The organism is Actinokineospora xionganensis (assembly GCF_014323725.1).
GTDB lineage: Bacteria > Actinomycetota > Actinomycetes > Mycobacteriales > Pseudonocardiaceae > Actinokineospora > Actinokineospora xionganensis.
Window position 1 is genome coordinate 35,701 of sequence record NZ_JABVED010000006.1, and the last position, 19,008, is coordinate 54,708.

16 protein-coding genes and 1 tRNA gene are annotated in these 19,008 nt (G+C 69.2%); 10 read left to right on the top strand and 7 right to left on the bottom strand.

What is annotated here, in order from left to right; genetic code table 11:
- Positions 1 to 4: 4 nt before the first annotated feature.
- From GPZ80_RS12300 to GPZ80_RS12310, 3 genes are all read right to left on the bottom strand, one after another.
- Positions 5 to 1,168, bottom strand: coding sequence for a lactate 2-monooxygenase (locus tag GPZ80_RS12300; RefSeq protein ID WP_187220466.1), 1,164 nt, complete (start codon positions 1,166 to 1,168; stop codon positions 5 to 7).
- 251 nt (positions 1,169 to 1,419) lie between these two features.
- Positions 1,420 to 1,638, bottom strand: coding sequence for a hypothetical protein (locus GPZ80_RS12305; RefSeq protein WP_187220467.1), 219 nt, complete (start codon positions 1,636 to 1,638; stop codon positions 1,420 to 1,422).
- A gap of 88 nt (positions 1,639 to 1,726) precedes the next feature.
- On the bottom strand, positions 1,727 to 2,728 hold the full coding sequence (locus tag GPZ80_RS12310) for a tetratricopeptide repeat protein (RefSeq protein ID WP_187220468.1): 1,002 nt from the start codon (positions 2,726 to 2,728) through the stop codon (positions 1,727 to 1,729).
- Positions 2,729 to 2,904: 176 nt separating this feature from the next.
- Between GPZ80_RS12310 and GPZ80_RS12315 the strand changes: the two genes are divergently transcribed.
- Entirely contained in the window at positions 2,905 to 4,224 is a 1,320-nt protein-coding gene (locus tag GPZ80_RS12315; protein WP_187220469.1) for a multidrug effflux MFS transporter, read from the top strand.
- On the opposite strand, the gene GPZ80_RS12320 is transcribed toward GPZ80_RS12315, so the two are convergent.
- Positions 4,217 to 5,449 (bottom strand): NAD(P)/FAD-dependent oxidoreductase, encoded by a 1,233-nt coding sequence (locus tag GPZ80_RS12320; RefSeq protein ID WP_187220470.1) that lies wholly within the window; start codon positions 5,447 to 5,449, stop codon positions 4,217 to 4,219. The genes GPZ80_RS12315 and GPZ80_RS12320 overlap by 8 nt on opposite strands.
- A 185-nt stretch (positions 5,450 to 5,634) precedes the next feature.
- On the opposite strand from GPZ80_RS12320, the gene GPZ80_RS12325 reads away from it, so the two are divergent.
- The gene (locus tag GPZ80_RS12325) at positions 5,635 to 5,835 is read left to right on the top strand and encodes a hypothetical protein (protein ID WP_187220471.1); all 201 of its coding nucleotides are present in this window, start codon (positions 5,635 to 5,637) and stop codon (positions 5,833 to 5,835) included.
- A 62-nt stretch (positions 5,836 to 5,897) separates the two neighbouring features.
- Positions 5,898 to 7,817, top strand: coding sequence for an SDR family oxidoreductase (locus tag GPZ80_RS12330; RefSeq protein WP_187220472.1), 1,920 nt, complete (start codon positions 5,898 to 5,900; stop codon positions 7,815 to 7,817).
- Here GPZ80_RS12330 and GPZ80_RS12335 read toward each other — a convergent pair.
- Positions 7,814 to 9,178 carry an NsdA family TPR-like regulatory protein gene (locus GPZ80_RS12335; RefSeq protein WP_246477037.1) on the bottom strand — a complete coding sequence of 455 codons (1,365 nt, stop codon included), beginning with the start codon at positions 9,176 to 9,178 and terminating at the stop codon, positions 7,814 to 7,816. The genes GPZ80_RS12330 and GPZ80_RS12335 overlap by 4 nt on opposite strands.
- Before the next feature lie 204 nt (positions 9,179 to 9,382).
- Here GPZ80_RS12335 and GPZ80_RS12340 point away from each other — a divergent pair, with 204 nt between their 5' ends.
- Genes GPZ80_RS12340 through GPZ80_RS12355 form a run of 4 tightly spaced genes read left to right on the top strand, consistent with a single transcriptional unit; the run spans position 9,383 to position 12,735 of the window.
- The gene (locus GPZ80_RS12340) at positions 9,383 to 9,832 is read left to right on the top strand and encodes a glycine-rich domain-containing protein (protein ID WP_187220473.1); all 450 of its coding nucleotides are present in this window, start codon (positions 9,383 to 9,385) and stop codon (positions 9,830 to 9,832) included.
- A 9-nt stretch (positions 9,833 to 9,841) separates the two neighbouring features.
- Positions 9,842 to 10,675: a hypothetical protein gene (locus tag GPZ80_RS12345; protein ID WP_246477038.1), complete on the top strand. Its 834-nt coding sequence runs from the start codon at positions 9,842 to 9,844 to the stop codon at positions 10,673 to 10,675.
- A 48-nt stretch (positions 10,676 to 10,723) separates the two neighbouring features.
- A complete protein-coding gene (locus GPZ80_RS12350) occupies positions 10,724 to 11,221 on the top strand; it encodes a PH domain-containing protein (protein WP_187220474.1) in 498 nt (165 codons plus the stop codon).
- Complete coding sequence (locus GPZ80_RS12355) at positions 11,218 to 12,735, top strand: PH domain-containing protein (RefSeq protein ID WP_187220475.1); 1,518 nt, start codon at positions 11,218 to 11,220, stop codon at positions 12,733 to 12,735. The genes GPZ80_RS12350 and GPZ80_RS12355 overlap by 4 nt, the downstream gene beginning before the upstream one ends.
- A 125-nt stretch (positions 12,736 to 12,860) precedes the next feature.
- Here the strand turns inward: GPZ80_RS12355 and GPZ80_RS12360 are convergent, their stop codons facing one another.
- On the bottom strand, positions 12,861 to 14,339 hold the full coding sequence (locus tag GPZ80_RS12360; RefSeq protein WP_187220476.1) for a glutamate-cysteine ligase family protein: 1,479 nt from the start codon (positions 14,337 to 14,339) through the stop codon (positions 12,861 to 12,863).
- Between the two features lie 39 nt (positions 14,340 to 14,378).
- Positions 14,379 to 15,914: a helicase HerA-like domain-containing protein gene (locus tag GPZ80_RS12365; protein ID WP_187220477.1), complete on the bottom strand. Its 1,536-nt coding sequence runs from the start codon at positions 15,912 to 15,914 to the stop codon at positions 14,379 to 14,381.
- Between the two features lie 108 nt (positions 15,915 to 16,022).
- Here GPZ80_RS12365 and orn point away from each other — a divergent pair, with 108 nt between their 5' ends.
- The 3 genes from orn (at position 16,023) to GPZ80_RS12380 (ending at position 18,961) form a co-directional block, all read left to right on the top strand.
- Positions 16,023 to 16,631, top strand: coding sequence for an oligoribonuclease (gene orn / locus GPZ80_RS12370; protein ID WP_187220478.1), 609 nt, complete (start codon positions 16,023 to 16,025; stop codon positions 16,629 to 16,631).
- A 64-nt stretch (positions 16,632 to 16,695) separates the two neighbouring features.
- A tRNA-His gene (locus tag GPZ80_RS12375) sits at positions 16,696 to 16,771 on the top strand.
- 1,428 nt (positions 16,772 to 18,199) lie between these two features.
- Positions 18,200 to 18,961 (top strand): S1 family peptidase, encoded by a 762-nt coding sequence (locus GPZ80_RS12380; protein WP_187220479.1) that lies wholly within the window; start codon positions 18,200 to 18,202, stop codon positions 18,959 to 18,961.
- The last annotated feature ends 47 nt before the right edge of the window (positions 18,962 to 19,008 follow it).

Sequence of the window (19,008 nt, forward strand, 5' to 3'; positions counted from 1 at the left end):
CGTCCTAGCCAGACAGACGAACAGACCCAAGCCCGAGATCATCCGGGCACCGAGAACCAGCCAACCCGAGAGTCAGATCAAAGTCGGCAAGCAACGACCGCACCGCATGCCGAACCCCATCCTCCCCACCCAAAGCCAACCCATAGACATAAGGCCGCCCGACCAACACCGCCGAAGCCCCCAGCGCCAACGCCTTGAACACATCGGCACCAGTCCGAACCCCAGAGTCGAACAGCACCTCAACCTGGTCCCCGACAGCCGCGGCGATCTCCGGCAGGACCTCCAACGACCCGATGGCCCCATCCACCTGGCGCCCGCCGTGGTTCGACACCACGATGCCGTCCATCCCGGCGTCAGCGGCCCGGCGCGCGTCGACGACGTGCTGGATTCCTTTGAGGACGATCGGCCCGTCCCAGTGCGACCGCAGGAACGACAGCCTGCTCCAGCTCTTGTCGGTACCGGTGAACAGCGACACCCACCGCAACACCGCCATCCCCGGGTCCTCCGCGGGCGACTTCTCCAGCTCCGCCAGGAAAGCCGGGTCGGTGAACGCGTTGGCCACGCCGATCCCGCGCAGGAACGGCAGATACGACTGGTCGAGATCACGGGGACGCCACGCCAGCGTCCACGTGTCGAGCGTGACCACCAGGGCCGTGTACCCCGCGGCCTTGGCCCGCTCCAGCAGGCTCACGCAGACCGCGTCCTCGTTCGGCCAGTACAGCTGGAACCACCGCGGCCCGTCGCCGTTGGCCTCGGCGACGTCCTCAAGCGGGTACGACGACGCCGTGGACAGCACCATCGGCACGCCGAGGGAGGCGGCCGCGCGGGCGGTGGCGAGTTCGCCGTCGGGGTGCACGATCGACTGGACGCCGATCGGCGCCAGCAGCACCGGCGCGGGCATCTTGGTCCCCAGGACGGTCACGCTGGTGTCGCGCTCGGTGGCGTCGCACAGCATCCGCGGGACGATGCGCCAGCGGGCGAAGGCGTCGAGGTTGGCCCGCATGGTGTCGCCGGACCCGGCGCCACCGGCGACGTAGCCGAACGGCCCGGGCTCCATCGCCTTCTCGGCGACGGCTTCCAGTCGGGTCGCGTCGGTGGTGAACGGTGGGAGCTGATCGCCGAGCCCCTGGAGATAGATCTCGTTCTGGTACCCGGCGTGCTGTCCCACTGGTCCGCCTCCCCGAAATTTGAGATTCGGTTGCCTAGCCTGTCATAGGCACGTCTGGTGGGCACCGTGGTCGGGTCTGGCCCGCCTCCCCGAAATCCTGATCTGGTCGCCCAGCGACTCATGGTCGCGTCTGGTGGGCACCCGTGGTCGGGTTTCGTCGCGGTCCCCGTAGGTGCAGTCAGGTGGGGGGCGAGCGTGGCCCCTCGCGGGTCGGGCTCAGTCTGGACTGCCCGACCCGCGCGAGAACTGGGTCAGGCCTGCTCGGTCTGCGGCGCCTCGGCGGGCTTCTTTCCCATCGCCACCGTCACCAGGAGCGCGACCAGCCCGAGACCGCCGATGGCCAGCCCCGCCGCGGGCTGGTATTCGTCGAGGAAGGCAAGAATCGTGAGGTGGTAGTCGGCGAAGTACAAGCCCGCGGACACGAACCCGATGGCCATCAGGAACACGGCGATACGGCGAAGGATCTCCATTGGTCTTCCGCTAGTGAGCACAAGAACGCGCCGGCGAACGGGGCAAGATCGCCGCCGTTCGGCCCCCCATCCGAGAGGGTGCGCCACCCTAACGGGTGAATGCGCGCATCCGCCAGAGTCCGTACCAGCCGACTATCGCCGACCCGACCGCGCAGACCAGGGCGGGCGTGAGCAGCTGCATCCCGCGCGCCCCGAGCGCGAGGGCCAAGGTCCACACGGCGAGCAGCAGGGCGCCGAGTCCGAGCAGGACCGCGCCGAACGCGAACAGCGGCTCGCGGCGTAGAAGCATCGCCGGTCTCGGGTACCGGCCGTGCGGCAGGGCAAGCACGCCCATCGTCGCGATGCCCGCCACGGTCAGCACCAGGGCCAGGGCGAACCACACCAGCAGCGGGCTCGGCGTCGGCATCCCGGCGATCATCAGCACGAACGAGCCGACGGCCAGCCACGCGGAGCACCGCCGAAGCACCAGCCATAAGGCGATCCGGTGCGCGCGTCCGAACTTCGAGTCGCGCGGCCGGGACGACGGTTCCGCGCGCACACCCGCGAGGCGGGACAGCTCTTCGCGGACCACCTCGTTGCCGGGGTCCAACCGTAAGGAGTCGGCGAAAGCCCGCTTGGCCGCGGGGAAGTCGCGCACCCGGACGGCGGCCATGCCCAGGACCTCGTACACACGGGCCTCGTCCGGCGCGGTGATCACGGCCCGACGGGCGGCCTCGAGCGCCTCGCGCGGCGCGACCGGCCCGAGTGCCTCGGCCAGCGTCACATGGTTGCGCCAGTCGCTCGGGTCGCGGCGCGCGGCCTCCCGGGCCGACACCGCGGCCTCATCGTGGCGACCCAGTTCGGTCAGGGCGAGGCTGGCGAGCCGGTGCGCCCACGACCGCTCCCCCAGGGTGATCGCCCGCTTGGCGGCGTCGAGGCAGTGCCGCGGCTCGTCCGCGTCGAGCAGCGCGGCGGCGAGCCTGCACCACGCCTCGGTGTTGTCCGGGTGCGCGGTGAGCACCGGCCGCAGGATGTCGATCGCGACCTCCGGGCGTCCCGCCGCGGTCAACTCGGCGGCCTTGATCAGCACCGCGTCGATCGACTCGGCCATGGTCACCCCCTCCCGCATGTCGCGGCCCAGTGTGTCAAGGGACCCGATCGGGGTGGCGGTTATCCGCCCGCGTGTCTTGTGCGGATAACACACCGATGTGCGCACGGTGCAACAAGGATTCGCCACCTCAGTGGATGGCGACTCGTCTTGAACGCTGTTTTCCATAGACTGATCGGGTGAAGTCCTCACCCATTCCGGGCAAAGCCCGGCTGGCCCTCATCCTGGGTGGGCTGAGTGCTTTCGGACCCCTGTCGATCGACATGTACCTGCCCGCGTTCCCCGCGATGGCCGAACAGTTGGGCACCGGACAGGCGAAGATCCAGATCACCCTCACCGCGTTCATGATCGGGCTGGCGGGCGGGCAGATCATCGCCGGACCGCTGTCGGACGCCTACGGCAGGCGCAGGCCGCTCCTGATCGGCTTGGCGCTCTACACACTGAGCTCACTCGCCTGCGCGATCGCGCCGTCGGTGCTGGCACTGGTCTTCCTCCGGCTCGGGCAGGGCGTCAGCGCCGCCGCGGGGATCGTGATCGCCCGGGCCGCGGTGCGCGACATGTTCTCGGGGGCCGCGCTCGCCCGCTTCTTCTCGCTGATGCTCCTGGTCAACGGCCTCGGTCCGATCCTCGCGCCGGTCATCGGCGGCCAGGTCCTGCGGTTCACGCGGTGGCCGGGGATCTTCATCGTGCTGGCGGGCTTCGGGGTGGTGCTGTTCCTGGTCACCGCGTTCGCCCTGCCGGAAACCCTCGCGCCACTGGGCAGGCGGCCCGCGCGGCTCGGTCACGTGCTGCGCACCTACCGGCGGATCGGCACCGACCGGACGTTCATCGCCTACGCCGCCGCGGCCGGGTTCGTCATGGGCGCGATGTTCGCCTACATCGCCGGGTCGTCGTTCGTGCTGCAGGAGTTGCACGGGCTGAGTGCGCAGAACTACAGCTTCCTGTTCGCCGCCAACGCGCTGGGCATCGTGATCATGGCCCAGGTCAACGGCCTGCTGCTGCGCCGGTTCGCCCCGCGCAGGCTGCTGATCGTCGGCCTGCTGACCTCGGCGACCGGCGGGTTGGCCGTGCTCACGACGACGTATCTCGATCTGGGCCTGCCGCATCTGCTGCCCGGGTTGTTCGTCGTGGTCGCCAGCGTGGGCATGGTGACGCCGAACTCGACCGCCCTGGCGATGGCCGATCACGGCCACCGCGCGGGCACGGCCTCGGCGCTGCTCGGCCTGGTGCAGTTCATCATCGGTGGGCTCGCCGCGCCGCTGGTCGGGCTCGGCAATCCGTCGACGGCGCTGCCGATGGGCGTGGTGATCGCGACGCTGTCGATGCTCGGGCTCGCGTCGTTCGCCCTGACCCGGCCCACCAAGAACCGGCCCGGCCGCTACCAGACCCTGCGCGACGCCGACACCCAGCCGATCCCCGGGTTGCCCATCCCGGACGTCGCCCGGCACGAGGGCGACCTGTGGGACGCCCCGACGGCGGACTCGGTCCGGTTCAGATGAGGTCGGCCAAGGGCTTGGTGCGCAGGTCGTCAGCCGAGACCTCGCCGCGCTGGTCCACCAGGGCCTGAAGAGCGTCGCCGTCGTCCCACTGGTTCACGTTCATCGCGGCGAGCACGCGGCCACCGCGGGTCCAGAACGCGGTGAACTCGCGGGCCGCCAGGTCGCCGCGCACCACCAGGTCGTCGGTGAAGGGATTGGCCAGACCGCGGACCTCCATGCCGAGGTCGTACTGGTCGGAGAAGAAGTACGGGCTGGCCGTGTACGGCTCGGCGGCGCCGAGCAGGTTGCCCGCGACATGACTGCCCTGGTCCTTGGCGTTGGCCCAGTGCTCGACCCGCACGCGCCTGCCGTAGCGCGGGTGGAAGTGCGCGGCGATGTCGCCGATGGCGTAGACGTCCGGCGCGGAGGTGCGCAGCGTCGCGTCCACGTCGACACCGCTGCCCGGCACCGAGTCCGACAACTCCAGCCCGGCGCCCTTCGCCAACTCGAGCCTCGGCGCCGCGCCGACCCCGACGACCACGACGTCGGCCGGGAGGGTGACACCGTCGCTGAGGTGCACGGATCGCACCACACCCTCGTCGCCGGTGAAGGCGTCCACCCCGATGCCCAGGTGCCAGGTGACGCCGTTGGCGGCGTGCAGGTCGCGGAACATTTCGGCGACCGTGTCGCCGAGTGTCTTGTGCAGCGGCAGGGGAAGCGGGTCGACGACGGTGACCTCGGCGCCGTGCTTGCGGGCCGCCGCGGCGACCTCGCAGCCGATCCAGCCCGCCCCGACGATCACGACCCGGACACCGGGCGCGAGCGTCGCGCGCAGGGTCAGGGAGTCCTCCCAGGTCCGCAGGGTGTGCAGGCCGTGGAGATCGCCGCCGGGCACCGGCAGGGCGCGCGGCGTGGCGCCGGTGGCGAGGACGAGCCGGTCGTAGGGGATGCGGGTCCCCTCGCCGTCGACCACGGCGCGCTCACCGAGGTGAAGCTCGCGGATGTCGGTGCCGGTACGCAGATCGATGTCCTTGTCCGCGTAGAACTTCTCCTCGTGCACCCAGTCGGGTTCCTCGGCCTCGCCGAGCAGCACCGCCTTCGACAGCGGGGGCAGCGCGTAGGGGCGGTGCGGCGAGTGGCCGACGAGGGTGATCTCGCCGTCGAACCCCCGTTCACGCAGTTCACCGGCGGCGGTGCCGCCCGCCAGACCGGTTCCGACGATCACGATCCGCCGCGCTGGCGCCATGGCGTGTCCTCCTGGGCGACCGGGTGCTTCTTCTGTTTTTTCGACGTTAGTCCTCCACCCGAAGGACCGCCCATCACGAAAATCTTGAGATCCCGTCACCTTCTGCCGTCACGGCTCGTTACCGTGCGCGTCATTACTTGTGACAAGGCAACGACCGCCGGGGCGGGTCGAGAGGGTGGACACCAGTGAGCAACAGCAAGGAGTGGTCGGTCAGCTGTCGTGATATCGCGGGCCGCAGACGCGACGTCACGATCTTCGTCCGACAGGGCAGGGTCGTTCTCGTGGCGCCGCCAGGCGAGACCGCGATCCTGTCGCCACTCGACGTCGGCAGGCTGCGCGCGGCGCTGCGTGACGCCGTCGTGGACGCCTCAGTTGAGGCGGGCTGACAAAAATCTCGCTTTCCTACCGACCAGTAGGTAAGGTTTCGCTGGTATTCGGAGGAGGCAGGATGACGACGTACTTCGTGACCGGCGCGACGGGGTTCCTCGGCCGCAGGCTGGTCGAGCGGCTGCTTTCCCGACCGGACTGCGACACCGTGCACGTCCTCGTGCGGCAGCGGTCGATGGAGAAGTTCACCGAAGCGGCCACACACTGGTCGCGGCCCGAACTCGTGGTACCTGTCGTCGGCGACCTGTCCGAGCCCGGCCTCGGCATCGATCCGGCGACCCTGCCCTACGGTGTCGACCACGTCGTGCACCTGGGCGCGATCTACGACTTCACCGCCTCGAATGAGGCCAACCGCACCGCCAATGTCGTCGGCACCGCCCACGCCATCGACTTCGCCGCCGCGGTCGGGGCCTCGCTGTTCCACCACGTCTCCTCGATCGCCGTCGCGGGCGACCACCGCGGCCGGTTCACCGAGGCCGACTTCGACCTCGGCCAGCACCACCACTCGCCCTACCACGCGACGAAGTTCGAAGCCGAACGGCTCGTGCGCGCGCAGGATCAGGTTCCGCACCGGATCTACCGGCCCGCCGCGGTCGTCGGCGATTCGCGGACCGGCGAGATGGACAAGATCGACGGCCCGTACTACTTCCTGCCCGCGCTGACCCGCCTCGCCCGGCTCCCTGCCGCGCTGCCCCTGGTGGCGCCGGGCCTCGGCGGCACCAACATCGTCCCAGTCGACTACGTCGTCGACGCGATGGCGCACCTGATGCACGTGGACGCGCCGTCGGGCCAGACCTACCATCTGACCGAAAACGGGCGCCAGCGCGTCGTGGACGTGTTCAACGCCCTCGCGGCCGCGGTGGGCGCACCCCAGATCAAGGCCACCCTGCCGTTGCGGCTCCCACCCGCGCGCCGGGTCGGTCCGGTGCCCGCCGCGATCCTGGCCGAACTCGGCATCCCGGCCGAGGTCGTCCCGCACCTGGACCTGCCCACCGTCTTCGACTCCACCGCGACGGTCGCCGCGCTCGCGGGCAGCGGTGTCACCCTCCCGCCACTGCGCTCGTACGCGCGCGTTCTCGTCGAGTACTGGGCCGAGCACCTCGATCCGGAGCGTGCCTGGCTGCACGCGGGTTCCTTGCGCGGCAAGCGGATCGCCATCACCGGGGCGTCCTCCGGCATCGGCAAGGCCACGGCGTTGGCCGCCGCCCGCAAGGGCGCGACCGTGCTGCTGGTGGCCCGACGGCAGCCGGAGCTCGAGCGGTTGCGGGACACCATCGAAGCCGCGGGCGGCACGGCCGAGGTGCATCCCTGCGACCTCACCGACACCGACTCCGTCGACGCCCTGGTCAAGAACCTGGGCGTGGTCGACATGCTGGTCAACAACGCGGGCCGCTCGATCCGCCGCTCGGTCCACCTGTCGGTCGACCGCATCCACGACTTCGAACGCACCATGTCTCTGAACTACTTCGCGCCGCTGCGGCTCACACTCGGTCTGCTGCCGGGTATGCGCGCGCGTGGATTCGGCCGGATCGTGAACGTCACGACCATGGGGCTGCAGACCGACACCCCGCGCTTCTCGGCGTACCTGGCGTCCAAGGGCGCTCTGGAGTCGTTCAGCCGGTCCGCCGGGCGGGAGTTGCTGACCGACGGCATCACGATCGCGTCGGTGCGGATGCCCCTGGTCAGGACCCCGATGATCGGCGCCACGAAGGCGTACTCCCGGATGCCCGCCAGCTCCCCGCGTGCGGCGGCGGACCTGGTGATCCGCGCGCTGCAGGGTCGCGGGGAAGTCGTCCAGCGGGCGGAGGGCTTCGCCATGGAGCTGCTGCGGGTGTTCGCGCCCGGAGTCGCACGGCAGCTGATGAACGTGGCGTACCGGGTGATGCCGGAGTCGGCGCCGGAAGCCCGCCGCCGCCCGGAGCGCCCGCTGGCGGTGCTGGCGTCGGCAGTGGTCCGCCCGATCTGGCGGGGTCTGCGCTAGGCCAACCGCTCGTCGACCTGGCTGGCCCCACAATCGCGTGCCCGCCGCCGCAACGCCTTGACACGCTCCGCAATGCGCTCGGAGGCGATACCGTCATTGAGATCGAGAGCGGCGGCGATGGTCCGGTCAGCCTGGTCGTGCTCGCCCAACTCCAGATACGCGGCGGCGATGTGGATGCGGGTCTTGACCTGCGAGGTCACCCGGCTCTTGGGAAGCGAGGACAACGCCCGTTCCAGCATCGCGACACCCTGACGAGGGCGACCGGTGTCCCGGAGGCACTGACCGATATCGGAGGTCAGATCGACTTCACCGTAGTGGCCCAGCCAGCCGGGTTCATCGCCAGGCCCGCGATCGAAGGCCCGGCGGGCGGCATCGAGGGCATCGGACGTCCCCTGCCGATCACCGAGAAGGCTCAGGCTGCGGGCCTCGATGGCGTGGAGATACGCGGAAACGGTGGGTGTCGCCCGCTCCCCGATCACATGCAGCGCCGACCTCGCCAGGGATGTCGCGCGCTGCCCGGCTTGATCCGCTTCCTCTCGATCAGGGCTGTTCGCCCCGATATCGATCGTCACCCGACTCATCTCGGACAACACGTTGGCGCAGAAGGACTGATCCCCCGCCCGCATCGCGAGCCCAAGCGACTGCGCGTAGTACCGCTGTCCGAGCGCGTGCCGCCCGCTGTCCACTGTGGTCAGACCGGCGAGGAATGTGGCTTCGGCGAGTGCGCCTGCCAGATCCCGACCCACCGCTTCGCCATAGTTGCCGTCGCGCATTTTGCGGCTCTGCTGATGGACCAGTTGCACGACCTGCTCCCGCACCCGGCCGCCGCCGTGCAGCCGGTGCAGCTTCTCGAAGTGCCGCACGGTCGACCGCAGGACATCCACGTCGGGACGACCGATCCGCCCGCCATCGGCGAGACCATCGCCCGGCGCGGCTGTCATGGCCATCCATGCGGGCTCGGCGAACGCGGCTGCGGCGAAGGTCGACCCGAGCATGAAGTTGCGCCGACTGAGATCCCGTCCCGACAGTTCCGCCACGGTGGCGATAGTGCCACTTAACGTCACCGAGGTCCGCAATCCGTCGAACGTGTCGCCGGTCGGCGTGCGGTCGGCGAACCCGCAGTCAGCGACCGTGACCCGATATCCCAGTCGTCTGGACAGCACTCCCGCGACCAGCAGCGGCACCGGTGACCTGGGCTGACAGCCGTCGAGCATCCGTCTGACCGACGTTGTGGTGGTGCCCAGGTGGACTCCTTTCTGCCTGCCTTCGGCCACCACGGCGTTGGCCAAGGCCTTGTTGCTCAGCTCCGCGTCAGCCATCAGGAGGCGGAGCGCCGGATTGCCGTCGAGTTCGGCGGCCATCGCCCCTCCTGAACGGTAGTCACTCGGTCGCTCACAGTAGCGATAGTTCGCCCCGCGGCACACCTGATCTGCGTCGATCCACAGAAGTAGGACCCAAGTGAGACCCCTGGCGGCCGAGTGATCGTTCTGCCCAGGTTCTGGGACTGCCTGATCCACGCGCGAGGCGATTCGCTGGAAGCAACTCCCCTCATGGAAGGACCGCAGATGACCGACACCCTCCAAGCGACCACCGGACGGTCGCTCGTCCCCGAACGCCTCTTCGCCAAGCTCTCCGCCCGTGTCGAACGCGACGGGCACCATCCGCCGACGCGCGCGGACCGGATCGTCGATCAAGCCCTCGCGTTCCTGGGAGCCCGCGGCACGAACCTCGGCGAGCCGCTCGCTCCCAGCGCGATCGTCGACGAGGGCTGGCACGCCTTCCTCCTGTACACCCGCGAGTACGCGGAGTTCTGCCGCATGCTGGCAGGCCGGTTCATCCACCACCGGCCCGGCGACGGCACCCGTCGAGCTGAGATCGACATCAAACGGTCGGTACGCGCGATGCGTGCCGCCGGATTCGTGGTGGACCTACCGCTGTGGTTGCCTACCGAGGCCAAGTGCACCCAGTGCCACGGCGGCTGCCACGACGATCCGCCGCCACCGCCTGCCTGCTGAAGAGATCCGATGAGCCGCCTCGCCTGGAGTGACCTTCCCGCCCCGGTCCGCGCCGCGGTCGCGGCCGAGTGCGGCACGGTGACCGACGCCGATCATCCCGGTGTCGGTCGCCAATCGGACTTCACCGCGACCCTCAGGACCGACGCCGGTCAGGTGTTCTGCAAAGGCATCCGCACCGATAGCCCAAGAGCGGCGATGCATCGGCACGAAGCCGGTATCAACGCGTTCTTGCCGCCCGCCGCTCCCCGACTGCTCTGGCAGGTCGAAACCGAGGGGTGGCTGGTCCTCGGCTTCGAGCACGTCGAGGGCGGCCATGCCGATCTCGCTCCGGGCTCTCCCGATGTCGATGCGGTGGTCCGCGCGATTCATGAGCTGCGAAGTCCCGCGCCGGCGAGTTGCACGGCGTTGGCCGACCAGTGGGCGCGGCTCGCCGCGTGGCGGCGACTGCGTGTTCGGATGGAGGTCCCCGACCAGTACGTGGCCTGGGAGTCGCGGGCCGTGGACCTCCTCCGAGGCGACTCGTTGCTGCACACGGACATCCATGCCCTGAACCTTCTGATCGACACTCGGGTGCGAGTCGTGGATTGGGCATGGGCGAGGCAGGGGGCGCACTGGGTTGATCGCGCGTTCCTGCTGATCCGGCTCATCGAAGCGGGACACCGGCCCGAGGAGGCGCAGCGTCTGGTCGGGGCACTGCCCAAGGCTGGGGCCACCACGTTCGCCGTCGCTGTCCTGGGGATCTGGACCTATCTCGAGCACACCGACCCGCTCCCCCACCGGCCATCGCTCACCGCAGCCGCCCGCGCGTGGGTCGACCTACGACTGTGGGCTGAGAGGTCCTAGGACCAAAGGAGGAGGGTGGCGCACGCCGATTCCAGGCAGACTGGGGGCGTGGACAACACCGAGTGGCGGCTCCGGGCGCCGGCGAACCTGGTCAGCAAGCGGGCGATTCTGCATTGGACGCTGAGTGCGCTCATCGGTTGGGTGATCGTGCTCGGCGGGCAGGGGATCCATCTGCTGGTCAACGACGACCCGCCCGCCGTGGCGCAGACCGTGGCGATCGTGAGTGTCGTGGTGGCGCTGGTGCACGTGCTGGTCATGCCGCGTTGGCGGTACGCGGTGCACCGGTGGGAGACGAACCCGGACGCGGTGTTCACCCGCAGCGGGTGGATCAACCAGGAGTGGCGGCTCGCGCCGGTCTCGCGCATCCAGACGGTCGACACCGTGCGGGGACCGTTGCAGCAGCTGCTCAAGCTGGCGACGGTCACGGTCACCACGGCGTCCGCGGCCGGACCGGTGAAGATCGAGAACCTGGACGCCAGCGTCGCCGCGCGGCTCTCCGACGAGTTGGCCTCGACCACCCAGGCGACCCCGGGGGACGCCACATGACCGAGTTTCCGGCCGCGCCGCCGGTTGTGGAGCCGAGCCACGAGTGGGGCAGGCTCGACCCGCGGATGATCATCGTGCGGCCGCTCAACGAGCTGATGGGCCTGCTCATCCCGCTGTTCATCCTGATGTTCGCGGGCAACGGCGACACCTGGCGGATCGTCGCGGGCGGCGCCACAGTCGGGGCACTCGTCCTCTACGGGCTGTTCAGTTGGGTCTCCACGAAGTACCGGATCACCGAGACCCAGGTCGAACTCCACAAAGGACTCCTGCACCGCCAGCGTTTGGCCATCCCCCGCGACCGCATCCGCACGGTGGACCTGACGGCCAAGCTCGGCCACCGGCTGTTCGGTCTCTCCGCCGTCCGCGTCGGCACCGGCGAGCAGAGCCGCTCCTCCACCGACGGGGTCGTCCTCGACGCGGTCACCGCCGCCGAGGCCGACCGTCTGCGCCAAGTGTTCCTGCGGCGTGCGGCCACGGCCGAGACGGTTGTCGGCGAGGACGACAGCACGTCGATCTCGCAACTCGACAAACGCTGGTACCGGTACGCGCCGCTGACCATGTCCGGGCTGCTGACGATCGGTCTCGCGGCGGGCTTCGGGATGAACCTCGCCCGCGAACTGAAACTGGAGTTCTCCGAAACGGGACTGATCCGGTCGGTGTTCCACTGGGTGCTCAACACGAGCCCGCTCGCGGTGATCCCGGTGGTGGCGGGCTTGGTGCTGGTGGTCTCGGTGCTGCTCTCGCTGCTCGCATACCTGTTGCAGAACCACGACTTCCGCCTCACCCGCAACACCGACGGCACCGTCCGAGTCCGGCGCGGCCTGCTCACGACCCGCTCCGTGTCGGTCGAGGAGCAGCGCCTGCGCGGGGTCTCGCTGCACGAACCCCTCCTGCTGCGCGCGGGCCGGGGCGCCCGGCTGACCGCGGTGACCACCGGGCTGGGCCGGGCCAGCGGCAGCAGCCTCCTGCTCCCGCCCGCCCCACGCGGCGAGGCACATCGGGTGGCCGAGCAGGTGCTGCTGGCCGACCCGACGTCCGCCCAGTTGACCCGCCACCCCGCGGCGGCAAGATCACGCAGGCTGTTCCGTGCCATCAGCCCGAACGTGGCGGCGGCCGTGACCCTGCTCCTGCTCGCCGCCTTCGCCGAGTGGCCCCACTGGCCATGGATCGTGGCGACATGTCTGCTCCCGGTGTCCGTCCTCATCGGACTGGACCGCTATCGCAACCTGGGCCACGCACTGACCGACCGCTACCTCGTCAGCCGATCCGGGTCACTCGACCGGGAGACCGTGGCACTGCAGCGCACCGGAATCATCGGCTGGAACATCAGGCAAACACTCTTCCAGCGCCGGGCAGGGTTGTTATCGGTCACCGCGATCACGGCCGCGGGCAAGGGCGGCTACACGGTCGTCGACGTCGACGAGAGCAACGGCCTCAAACTCGCCGACGCCGCCATCCCCGACTTACTCCGGCCGTTCCTGCAGTCGTCACAAGAAAGGCCAGACGGCTCTTAGCCGCGGAATAGCCGATACCCAGCATCGACCGTCGTCGAAAGCAGCAGGCCAAGGGCTCAGCCACAGCTGCCCCCGACCTGCTTCAACCTTCTCTCACTCCCCTTGGCAAGACCAAGTCCCCACCCTCAGGAGATCGGCCAGGTGTGGACGGGTTCGTTGCTGTGCATGAACTTCGCATAGCGGCGGGTCATCTCGCGCAGAGCCTGTTCGCGGTTGACCGAGGTGTTGGCCTCCAGCCCGCGCACGACGTCCACCTGCCAGGTGGCGCCGTTGCGGCCGGTGATGCAGCGCTGCTCGATCACCCCGAGCAGCCGGTCACGGTCGGCGGGGGCGACACCCCACGCGTCGAGGCCGTCGTGGGCCATGGGAAGGAGCCTGCGCAGGACCAGTTCGGCGGCGGGCACCTCCCCCACACCGGGCCAGTAGACACGCGAGTCGATGCCGTTGCGGGCGGCCGCGTGGAAGTTGTCGGCGGCGGCGGAGAAGCTCATCTGTGTCCACAGTGGCCGATCCTGGTCGGCCAACGCCCGGACCAGGCCGAAGTAGAGGGCGCCGTTGGCCATGGTGTCCACCACCGACGGCCCCGCGGGCAGGACCCGGTTCTCCACCCGCAGATGCGGGCGGCCGTGCACCACGTCGTAGATCGGACGGTTCCAGCGGTAGATGGTCCCGTTGTGCAGCCGCAGTTCGTGCAGCTCCGGCGTGTCACCGCGGGCGAGGACCTCCGCCGGGTCCTCGTCGTCGGTCAGCGGCAGCAGCGCCGAGTAGTACTGCACGTTCTCCTCGAACAGGTCGAAGATCGACGTGATCCACCGGTCGCCGAACCACACCCGAGGCCGCACCCCCTGCGCCTTGAGCTCGTCCGGACGGGTGTCCGTGGCCTGCTCGAACAGGGCGATCCGGGTCTCGGCCCACAGCTGCTTGCCGAACAGGTACGGCGCGTTCGCGCCCATCGCGAGCTGGATCGAGGAGATCGCCTGGCTGGCGTTCCAGAACTTCGCGAAGTCCTCCGGCGCCACCTGCAGGTGGTACTGCACGCTGGTGCACGCACTTTCCGGCGCGATCGAGTCGGCCTGGGTCACCAACCGCTCCGGGCCGCCGATGTTGATCTCCAGGTCCTCCCCGCGGGCGGCGAAGACCTGTTCGTTGAGCAGCTTGTACCGGGGATTGGCCGACAGCGTGTCCACCGAGATGTGGGTGCGGCGCAACGTCGGCAGGATCCCGACCATCACGATGTGCGAGTTGGCCTTGCTGGCCTTCGCCTCAGCCTCGTTGAGACTCGCGCGGACCAGGTCCTCGAACGCCGCCAGGCCGTTCGGCTTCAACCGCTGCGGGGGCAGGTTGATCTCGATGTTGAACTGGCCCAGCTCGGTCTGGAACGCCGGGTCCGAGATCGCGGCCAGCACCTCCGCGTTGCGCATGGACGGGTCGCCCGCGTCGTCGACCAGGTTGAGCTCGATCTCCAGCCCGGCCATCGGCCGCTCCGACTCGAACCGCGACTCGGAGAGCATCTGGGCGAACACGTCCAGGCAGCGTCGGACCTTCTGCCGGAACCGCTGACGATCGGCGCGGGTGAACTCAGTCGACTCGACATCCTTACCCATGCCCCAAGCGTGGTGGATCGGCGCGCCTGGCGCCACAGGTCACCGCCTGCGTGTGCCGAACACCCCACGCGTGATCTCACGGCCCAACGCGCTCGCCGCCGACCGGAAGAACGACTTGACCGCGCTGTTGCCCATGACCTGCTCGATGAACCCGGGCTCTTCCTTCTCCCTGGCGGGCGCGGACTGCTCCGGCGGCTGCTCGGCCCGCGGCTGCTCGGCGGGCGGCGCCATCTTCTGCGCCATCATCTCGTAGGCGGACTCGCGGTCGACGGCCTGCGAGTACTTGCCGTGCAGCTCGGAGGCGGCGGCGGCCTGCTTGATGGCGTCGTCGCCGATGGTGTCCATCAGGGAGCGCGGCGCGCGCAGCCTGGTCCACGCGACCGGCGTCGGGGCGCCCTTCTCGCTGAGCACCGTGACGATCGCCTCACCGATGCCCAGCGAGGTCAACGCCTTGTCCAACTCGTAGTGCGGGGTCGTCGGGTACGTCTTGACCGTCTGGGTCAGCGCCTTCTGGTCGTCCGGGGTGAACGCCCGCAAGGCGTGCTGCACGCGCGCGCCGAGCTGCGAGAGGACCGCGTTGGGCACGTCGGTCGGCAGCTGTGTGCAGAAGAACACACCGACACCTTTGGACCGGATGAGCTTCACGGTCTGCTCGATGCGGTCGAGGAACGCCTTCGACGCGTCATGGAAGAGCAGGTGCGCCTCGTCGAAGAAGAACACCAGCTTGGGCGCGTCCAGGTCGCCCTCCTCGGGCAGCTCCTCGAACAGCTCAGCCAGCAGCCACATCAGGAAGGTCGAGAACAGCGCGGGCTTGCCCTGCAGGTTGCCCAGCTCCAACAGGCTGATGACGCCCTTGCCGTCGGTCTGGCGGATCAGATCGGCCACGACCAGCTCGGGCTCGCCGAAGAACTCGTTGCCGCCCTGGGCATCCAAATTGGACAGTGCACGCAGGATCACACCCGCGGTGGCCGACGACACACCGCCGATGCCCTGCAGGTCAGCCTTGCCCGCGTCGCTGGTCAGGTGCGTGATCACCGAGCGGAGATCCTTGGTGTCGAGCAGCGGCAGACCCTTCGAGTCCGCCCAGTGGAAGATCAAGCCGAGCGTCGACTCCTGAGTGTCGTTGAGGCCGAGCACCTTCGACAACAGGATCGGCCCGAACCCACTGATCGTCGCCCGCACCGGCACCCCGATGCCACTGGTCCCCAACGACAGGAACTGCACGGGGTACGCGGTCGGCGCCCAGTCGTCCCCCGTGTCCGCGGCCCGCGCCGTCACCTTGTCATTCGACGCGCCCGGATGCGACAGCCCCGAAAGATCACCCTTGACGTCAGCCATCACCACCGGCACCCCGGCATTCGACAACTGCTCCGCGAGACCCTGCAAAGTCTTCGTCTTGCCCGTGCCCGTCGCCCCCGCGACCAACCCATGCCGGTTCATCATCGCCAACGGAATCCGCACCCGGGCCCCCGCGTCGACCTGGCCGTCCACGACCACCGACCCCAACTCGACCGCGTTCCCGGACGTTGCGTAACCGGCCGCGATCTCCTGGGCCGGACTCGACTGCTCAGGCATGGGGCGCCTCCCTCAGACAAGCCGTCAGAACCACGCGGAAGCCTAGAACGACTTCCCGCGGCGCGCCGGGCCAACGAACCCCACGGTCGGGGGAGATAAGCTCGCCTGGTGACGGACCGCCTGGTATGGATCGACTGCGAGATGACAGGGCTCGACCTCGGCAAAGACGCCCTGATCGAGATCGCCGCCCTGGTCACCGACTCCGAACTCAACGTCCTGGGCCCCGGGGTGGACCTCGTGATCCACACCGACGACGCCACCCTCGACGGCATGCCCGACGTAGTCCGCGAAATGCACGCGCGCTCCGGCCTCACCGAAGAAGTCCGGGCCAGCACCCTGACCCTCGCCGAAGCCGAACGGCAAGTCCTCGACTACGTCAAACAATGGGTCCCCGACATCCGCACCGCCCCCCTGTGCGGCAACTCGATCGCGACCGACCGCGGCTTCCTCGCCCGCGACATGCCCGAACTCGACAACCACCTGCACTACCGGATGATCGACGTCTCCTCGATCAAAGAACTCTGCAGGCGCTGGTACCCAAGGATCTACTACGCGCAGCCCGACAAAGGCCTCGCCCACCGCGCCCTCGCCGACATCCAAGAGTCGATCCGCGAACTGCGCTACTACCGGGGAACCGCCTTCGTGGCCCAACCAGGACCCACGACCGAAGAGGCGAAAGCAGTCGCCGAATCAGTCATGCCGACCCCCAACACATAACCCATTTCAACCCCACCCAACCGACACGCTACGATGTTCCAGCACCGGGTGACCGGTGCACATGGTGGGTGTAGCTCAGCTGGTAGAGCACCTGGTTGTGGTCCAGGATGCCGCGGGTTCAAGTCCCGTCACTCACCCCATTGGGCCCCCCTTGCCTGCGGAAAGCGCAGGCGAGGGGGGTTCGTCATTTGTCCCGGGGGGCGACCCCCCGGACCCCCACGGTGCGATCGGTGGCCACACCAGCCCTGTCCGATCAACGGGGCTCGCGCCGCGCACAACGGGTGTGTAACCGGTAGGCACGACGCCGCCCGCGGTGCGATCGGTGGCCACACCAGCCCTGTCCGATCAACGGGGCTCGCGCCGCGCGCATCGGGTGTGTAACCGGTAGGCACGACGCCGCCCGCGGTGCGATCGGTGGCCACACCAGCCCTGTCCGATCAACGGGGCTCGCGCCGCGCGCATCGGGTGTGTAACCGGTAGGCACGACGCCGCCCGCGGTGCGATCGGTGGCCACACCAGCCCTGTCCGATCAACGGGGCTCGCGCCGCGCGCATCGGGTGTGTAACCGGTAGGCACGACGCCGCCCGCGGTGCGATCGGTGGCCACACCAGCCCTGTCCGATCAACGGGGCTCGCGCCGCGCGCATCGGGTGTGTAACCGGTAGGCACGACGCCGCCCGCGGTGCGATCGGTGGCCACACCAGCCCTGTCCGATCAACGGGGCTCGCGCCGCGCGCATCGGGTGTGTAACCGGTAGGCACGACGCCGCCCGCGGTGCGATCGGTGGCCACACCAGCCCTGTCCGATCAACGGGGCTCGCGCCGCGCGCATCGGGTGTGTAACCGGTAGGCACGACGCCGCCCGCGGTGCGATCGGTGGCCACACCAGCCCTGTCCGATCAACGGGGCTCGCGCCGCGCGCATCGGGTGTGTAACCGGTAGGCACGACGCCGCCCGCGGTGCGATCGGTGGCCACACCAGCCCTGTCCGATCAACGGGGCTCGCGCCGCGCACAACGGGATGATCGCCAAACGCTGGTCGCCAACAGTGGGATCAGTGACTCTTCCCAGCCATGCTGGGCCAGGCAACCCCCACCCAGCGCACCCCGGACGGTCGCCGGGTCAGCTGCCCTCGCCCGCCAGGCCGGGCCAACAGAGCCACCCAGCCACCCCAGCTGGACCCGGTGCGATCAGTGACCCTCCCCAACCCTGCCTGCCGGCCCCACCCAACCGCCCGGGACATGCCATCAGAGCCGGTCACCCACGTTCCGATCAGGCACCATCCCCGACGCAGGCCGGTTGGGTTGCTCTTGGCACTTGTCCCTGCAGTTCCCCCTGCACCCTCGTCACCCAAAGGGAGCCACCAGCCACCAAAGGTGCCGACCAAGCCCCGAAAAGCCCACTACCAGCCGAGCGAGTCACCGACGCGAACCCACTGGCCACAACTGGTAACCGGGAAATCGCTGTTGGTAACTGGTGATTACCTCCTGTGGGTGTTCAACAGGGTCGACTTATACCTAGTTTCTCCTTGTTGCCGGGTCGAGGGACCGGCACGAAAGGAGAAGCACCTCATGAAGGTTCGTTCCCTGCTAGTCGGACTCATGGCGGCCGCCGCGATGGTGGCCGGGTCCGGCGCCACGGCGTCCGCTGACGACGTCAGCCCGATGATCGTGGGTGGTGGCAACGCCACCCAGACCTACAGCTTCATGGTGTCCCTGCAGTCCACCAGCGGCGGCCACTTCTGCGGCGGCTCGCTGATCAAGGCCAACTGGGTCGTGACCGCCGCCCACTGCGTCTCGGGCAAATCCGCCAGCAGCATCCAGGCGCGCATCGGGACGACCAACCGCACCAGTGGCGGAAGCGTCGCCCGGGCGTCGCGCGTCATCATCCACCCGAGCTACCGGGGCCCGTACGATATCGCGCTGGTCCAGCTCAGCACCAGCGTCAGCCAGGCACCGGTGGCGATCGCCAGTGCGTCGGGCGCCGTCGGCACCCGCACCCGCATCATCGGGTGGGGTCAGACCTGCCCGATCCGGGGAGCCTGCGGCGCCCCGGTGACCCTGCAGCAGCTCGACACGTCGATCGTCGCCGACAACGAGTGCAGCGGGATCAGTGGATCCATCGAGATCTGCACCGACAACCCCAACAACAACTCGGGCGCCTGCTACGGCGACTCAGGTGGTCCGCAGATCAAGGCCGTGAATGGCGTGTGGCAGCTCATCGGCGCCACCAGCCGCTCCGGTGGCGGATCGCAGTGCGCGGTGGCCCCGTCGATCTACACCGACGTCCCCGCGTTCCGCAGCTGGATCCAGCAGTACACCGGAGCCCTGTAGTCCGGTGACCGGCAGCGCCCCCACCTGGTCCCGGGTGGGGGCGCTGC

Excerpts from the sequence above, each read along its gene's own strand:
- GPZ80_RS12345 (WP_246477038.1), top strand. The coding sequence starts at position 9,842 with ATGAGCCGCCTCGCCTGGAGTGACCTTCCCGCCCCGGTCCGCGCCGCG.
- GPZ80_RS12330 (WP_187220472.1), top strand. The coding sequence starts at position 5,898 with ATGACGACGTACTTCGTGACCGGCGCGACGGGGTTCCTCGGCCGCAGG.
- GPZ80_RS12335 (WP_246477037.1), bottom strand. The coding sequence starts at position 9,178 with ATGGCCGCCGAACTCGACGGCAATCCGGCGCTCCGCCTCCTGATGGCT.
- GPZ80_RS12340 (WP_187220473.1), top strand. The coding sequence starts at position 9,383 with ATGACCGACACCCTCCAAGCGACCACCGGACGGTCGCTCGTCCCCGAA.
- GPZ80_RS12360 (WP_187220476.1), bottom strand. The coding sequence starts at position 14,339 with ATGGGTAAGGATGTCGAGTCGACTGAGTTCACCCGCGCCGATCGTCAG.
- GPZ80_RS12365 (WP_187220477.1), bottom strand. The coding sequence starts at position 15,914 with ATGCCTGAGCAGTCGAGTCCGGCCCAGGAGATCGCGGCCGGTTACGCA.
- GPZ80_RS12310 (WP_187220468.1), bottom strand. The coding sequence starts at position 2,728 with ATGGCCGAGTCGATCGACGCGGTGCTGATCAAGGCCGCCGAGTTGACC.
- GPZ80_RS12380 (WP_187220479.1), top strand. The coding sequence starts at position 18,200 with ATGAAGGTTCGTTCCCTGCTAGTCGGACTCATGGCGGCCGCCGCGATG.
- GPZ80_RS12355 (WP_187220475.1), top strand. The coding sequence starts at position 11,218 with ATGACCGAGTTTCCGGCCGCGCCGCCGGTTGTGGAGCCGAGCCACGAG.
- GPZ80_RS12305 (WP_187220467.1), bottom strand. The coding sequence starts at position 1,638 with ATGGAGATCCTTCGCCGTATCGCCGTGTTCCTGATGGCCATCGGGTTC.
- GPZ80_RS12320 (WP_187220470.1), bottom strand. The coding sequence starts at position 5,449 with ATGGCGCCAGCGCGGCGGATCGTGATCGTCGGAACCGGTCTGGCGGGC.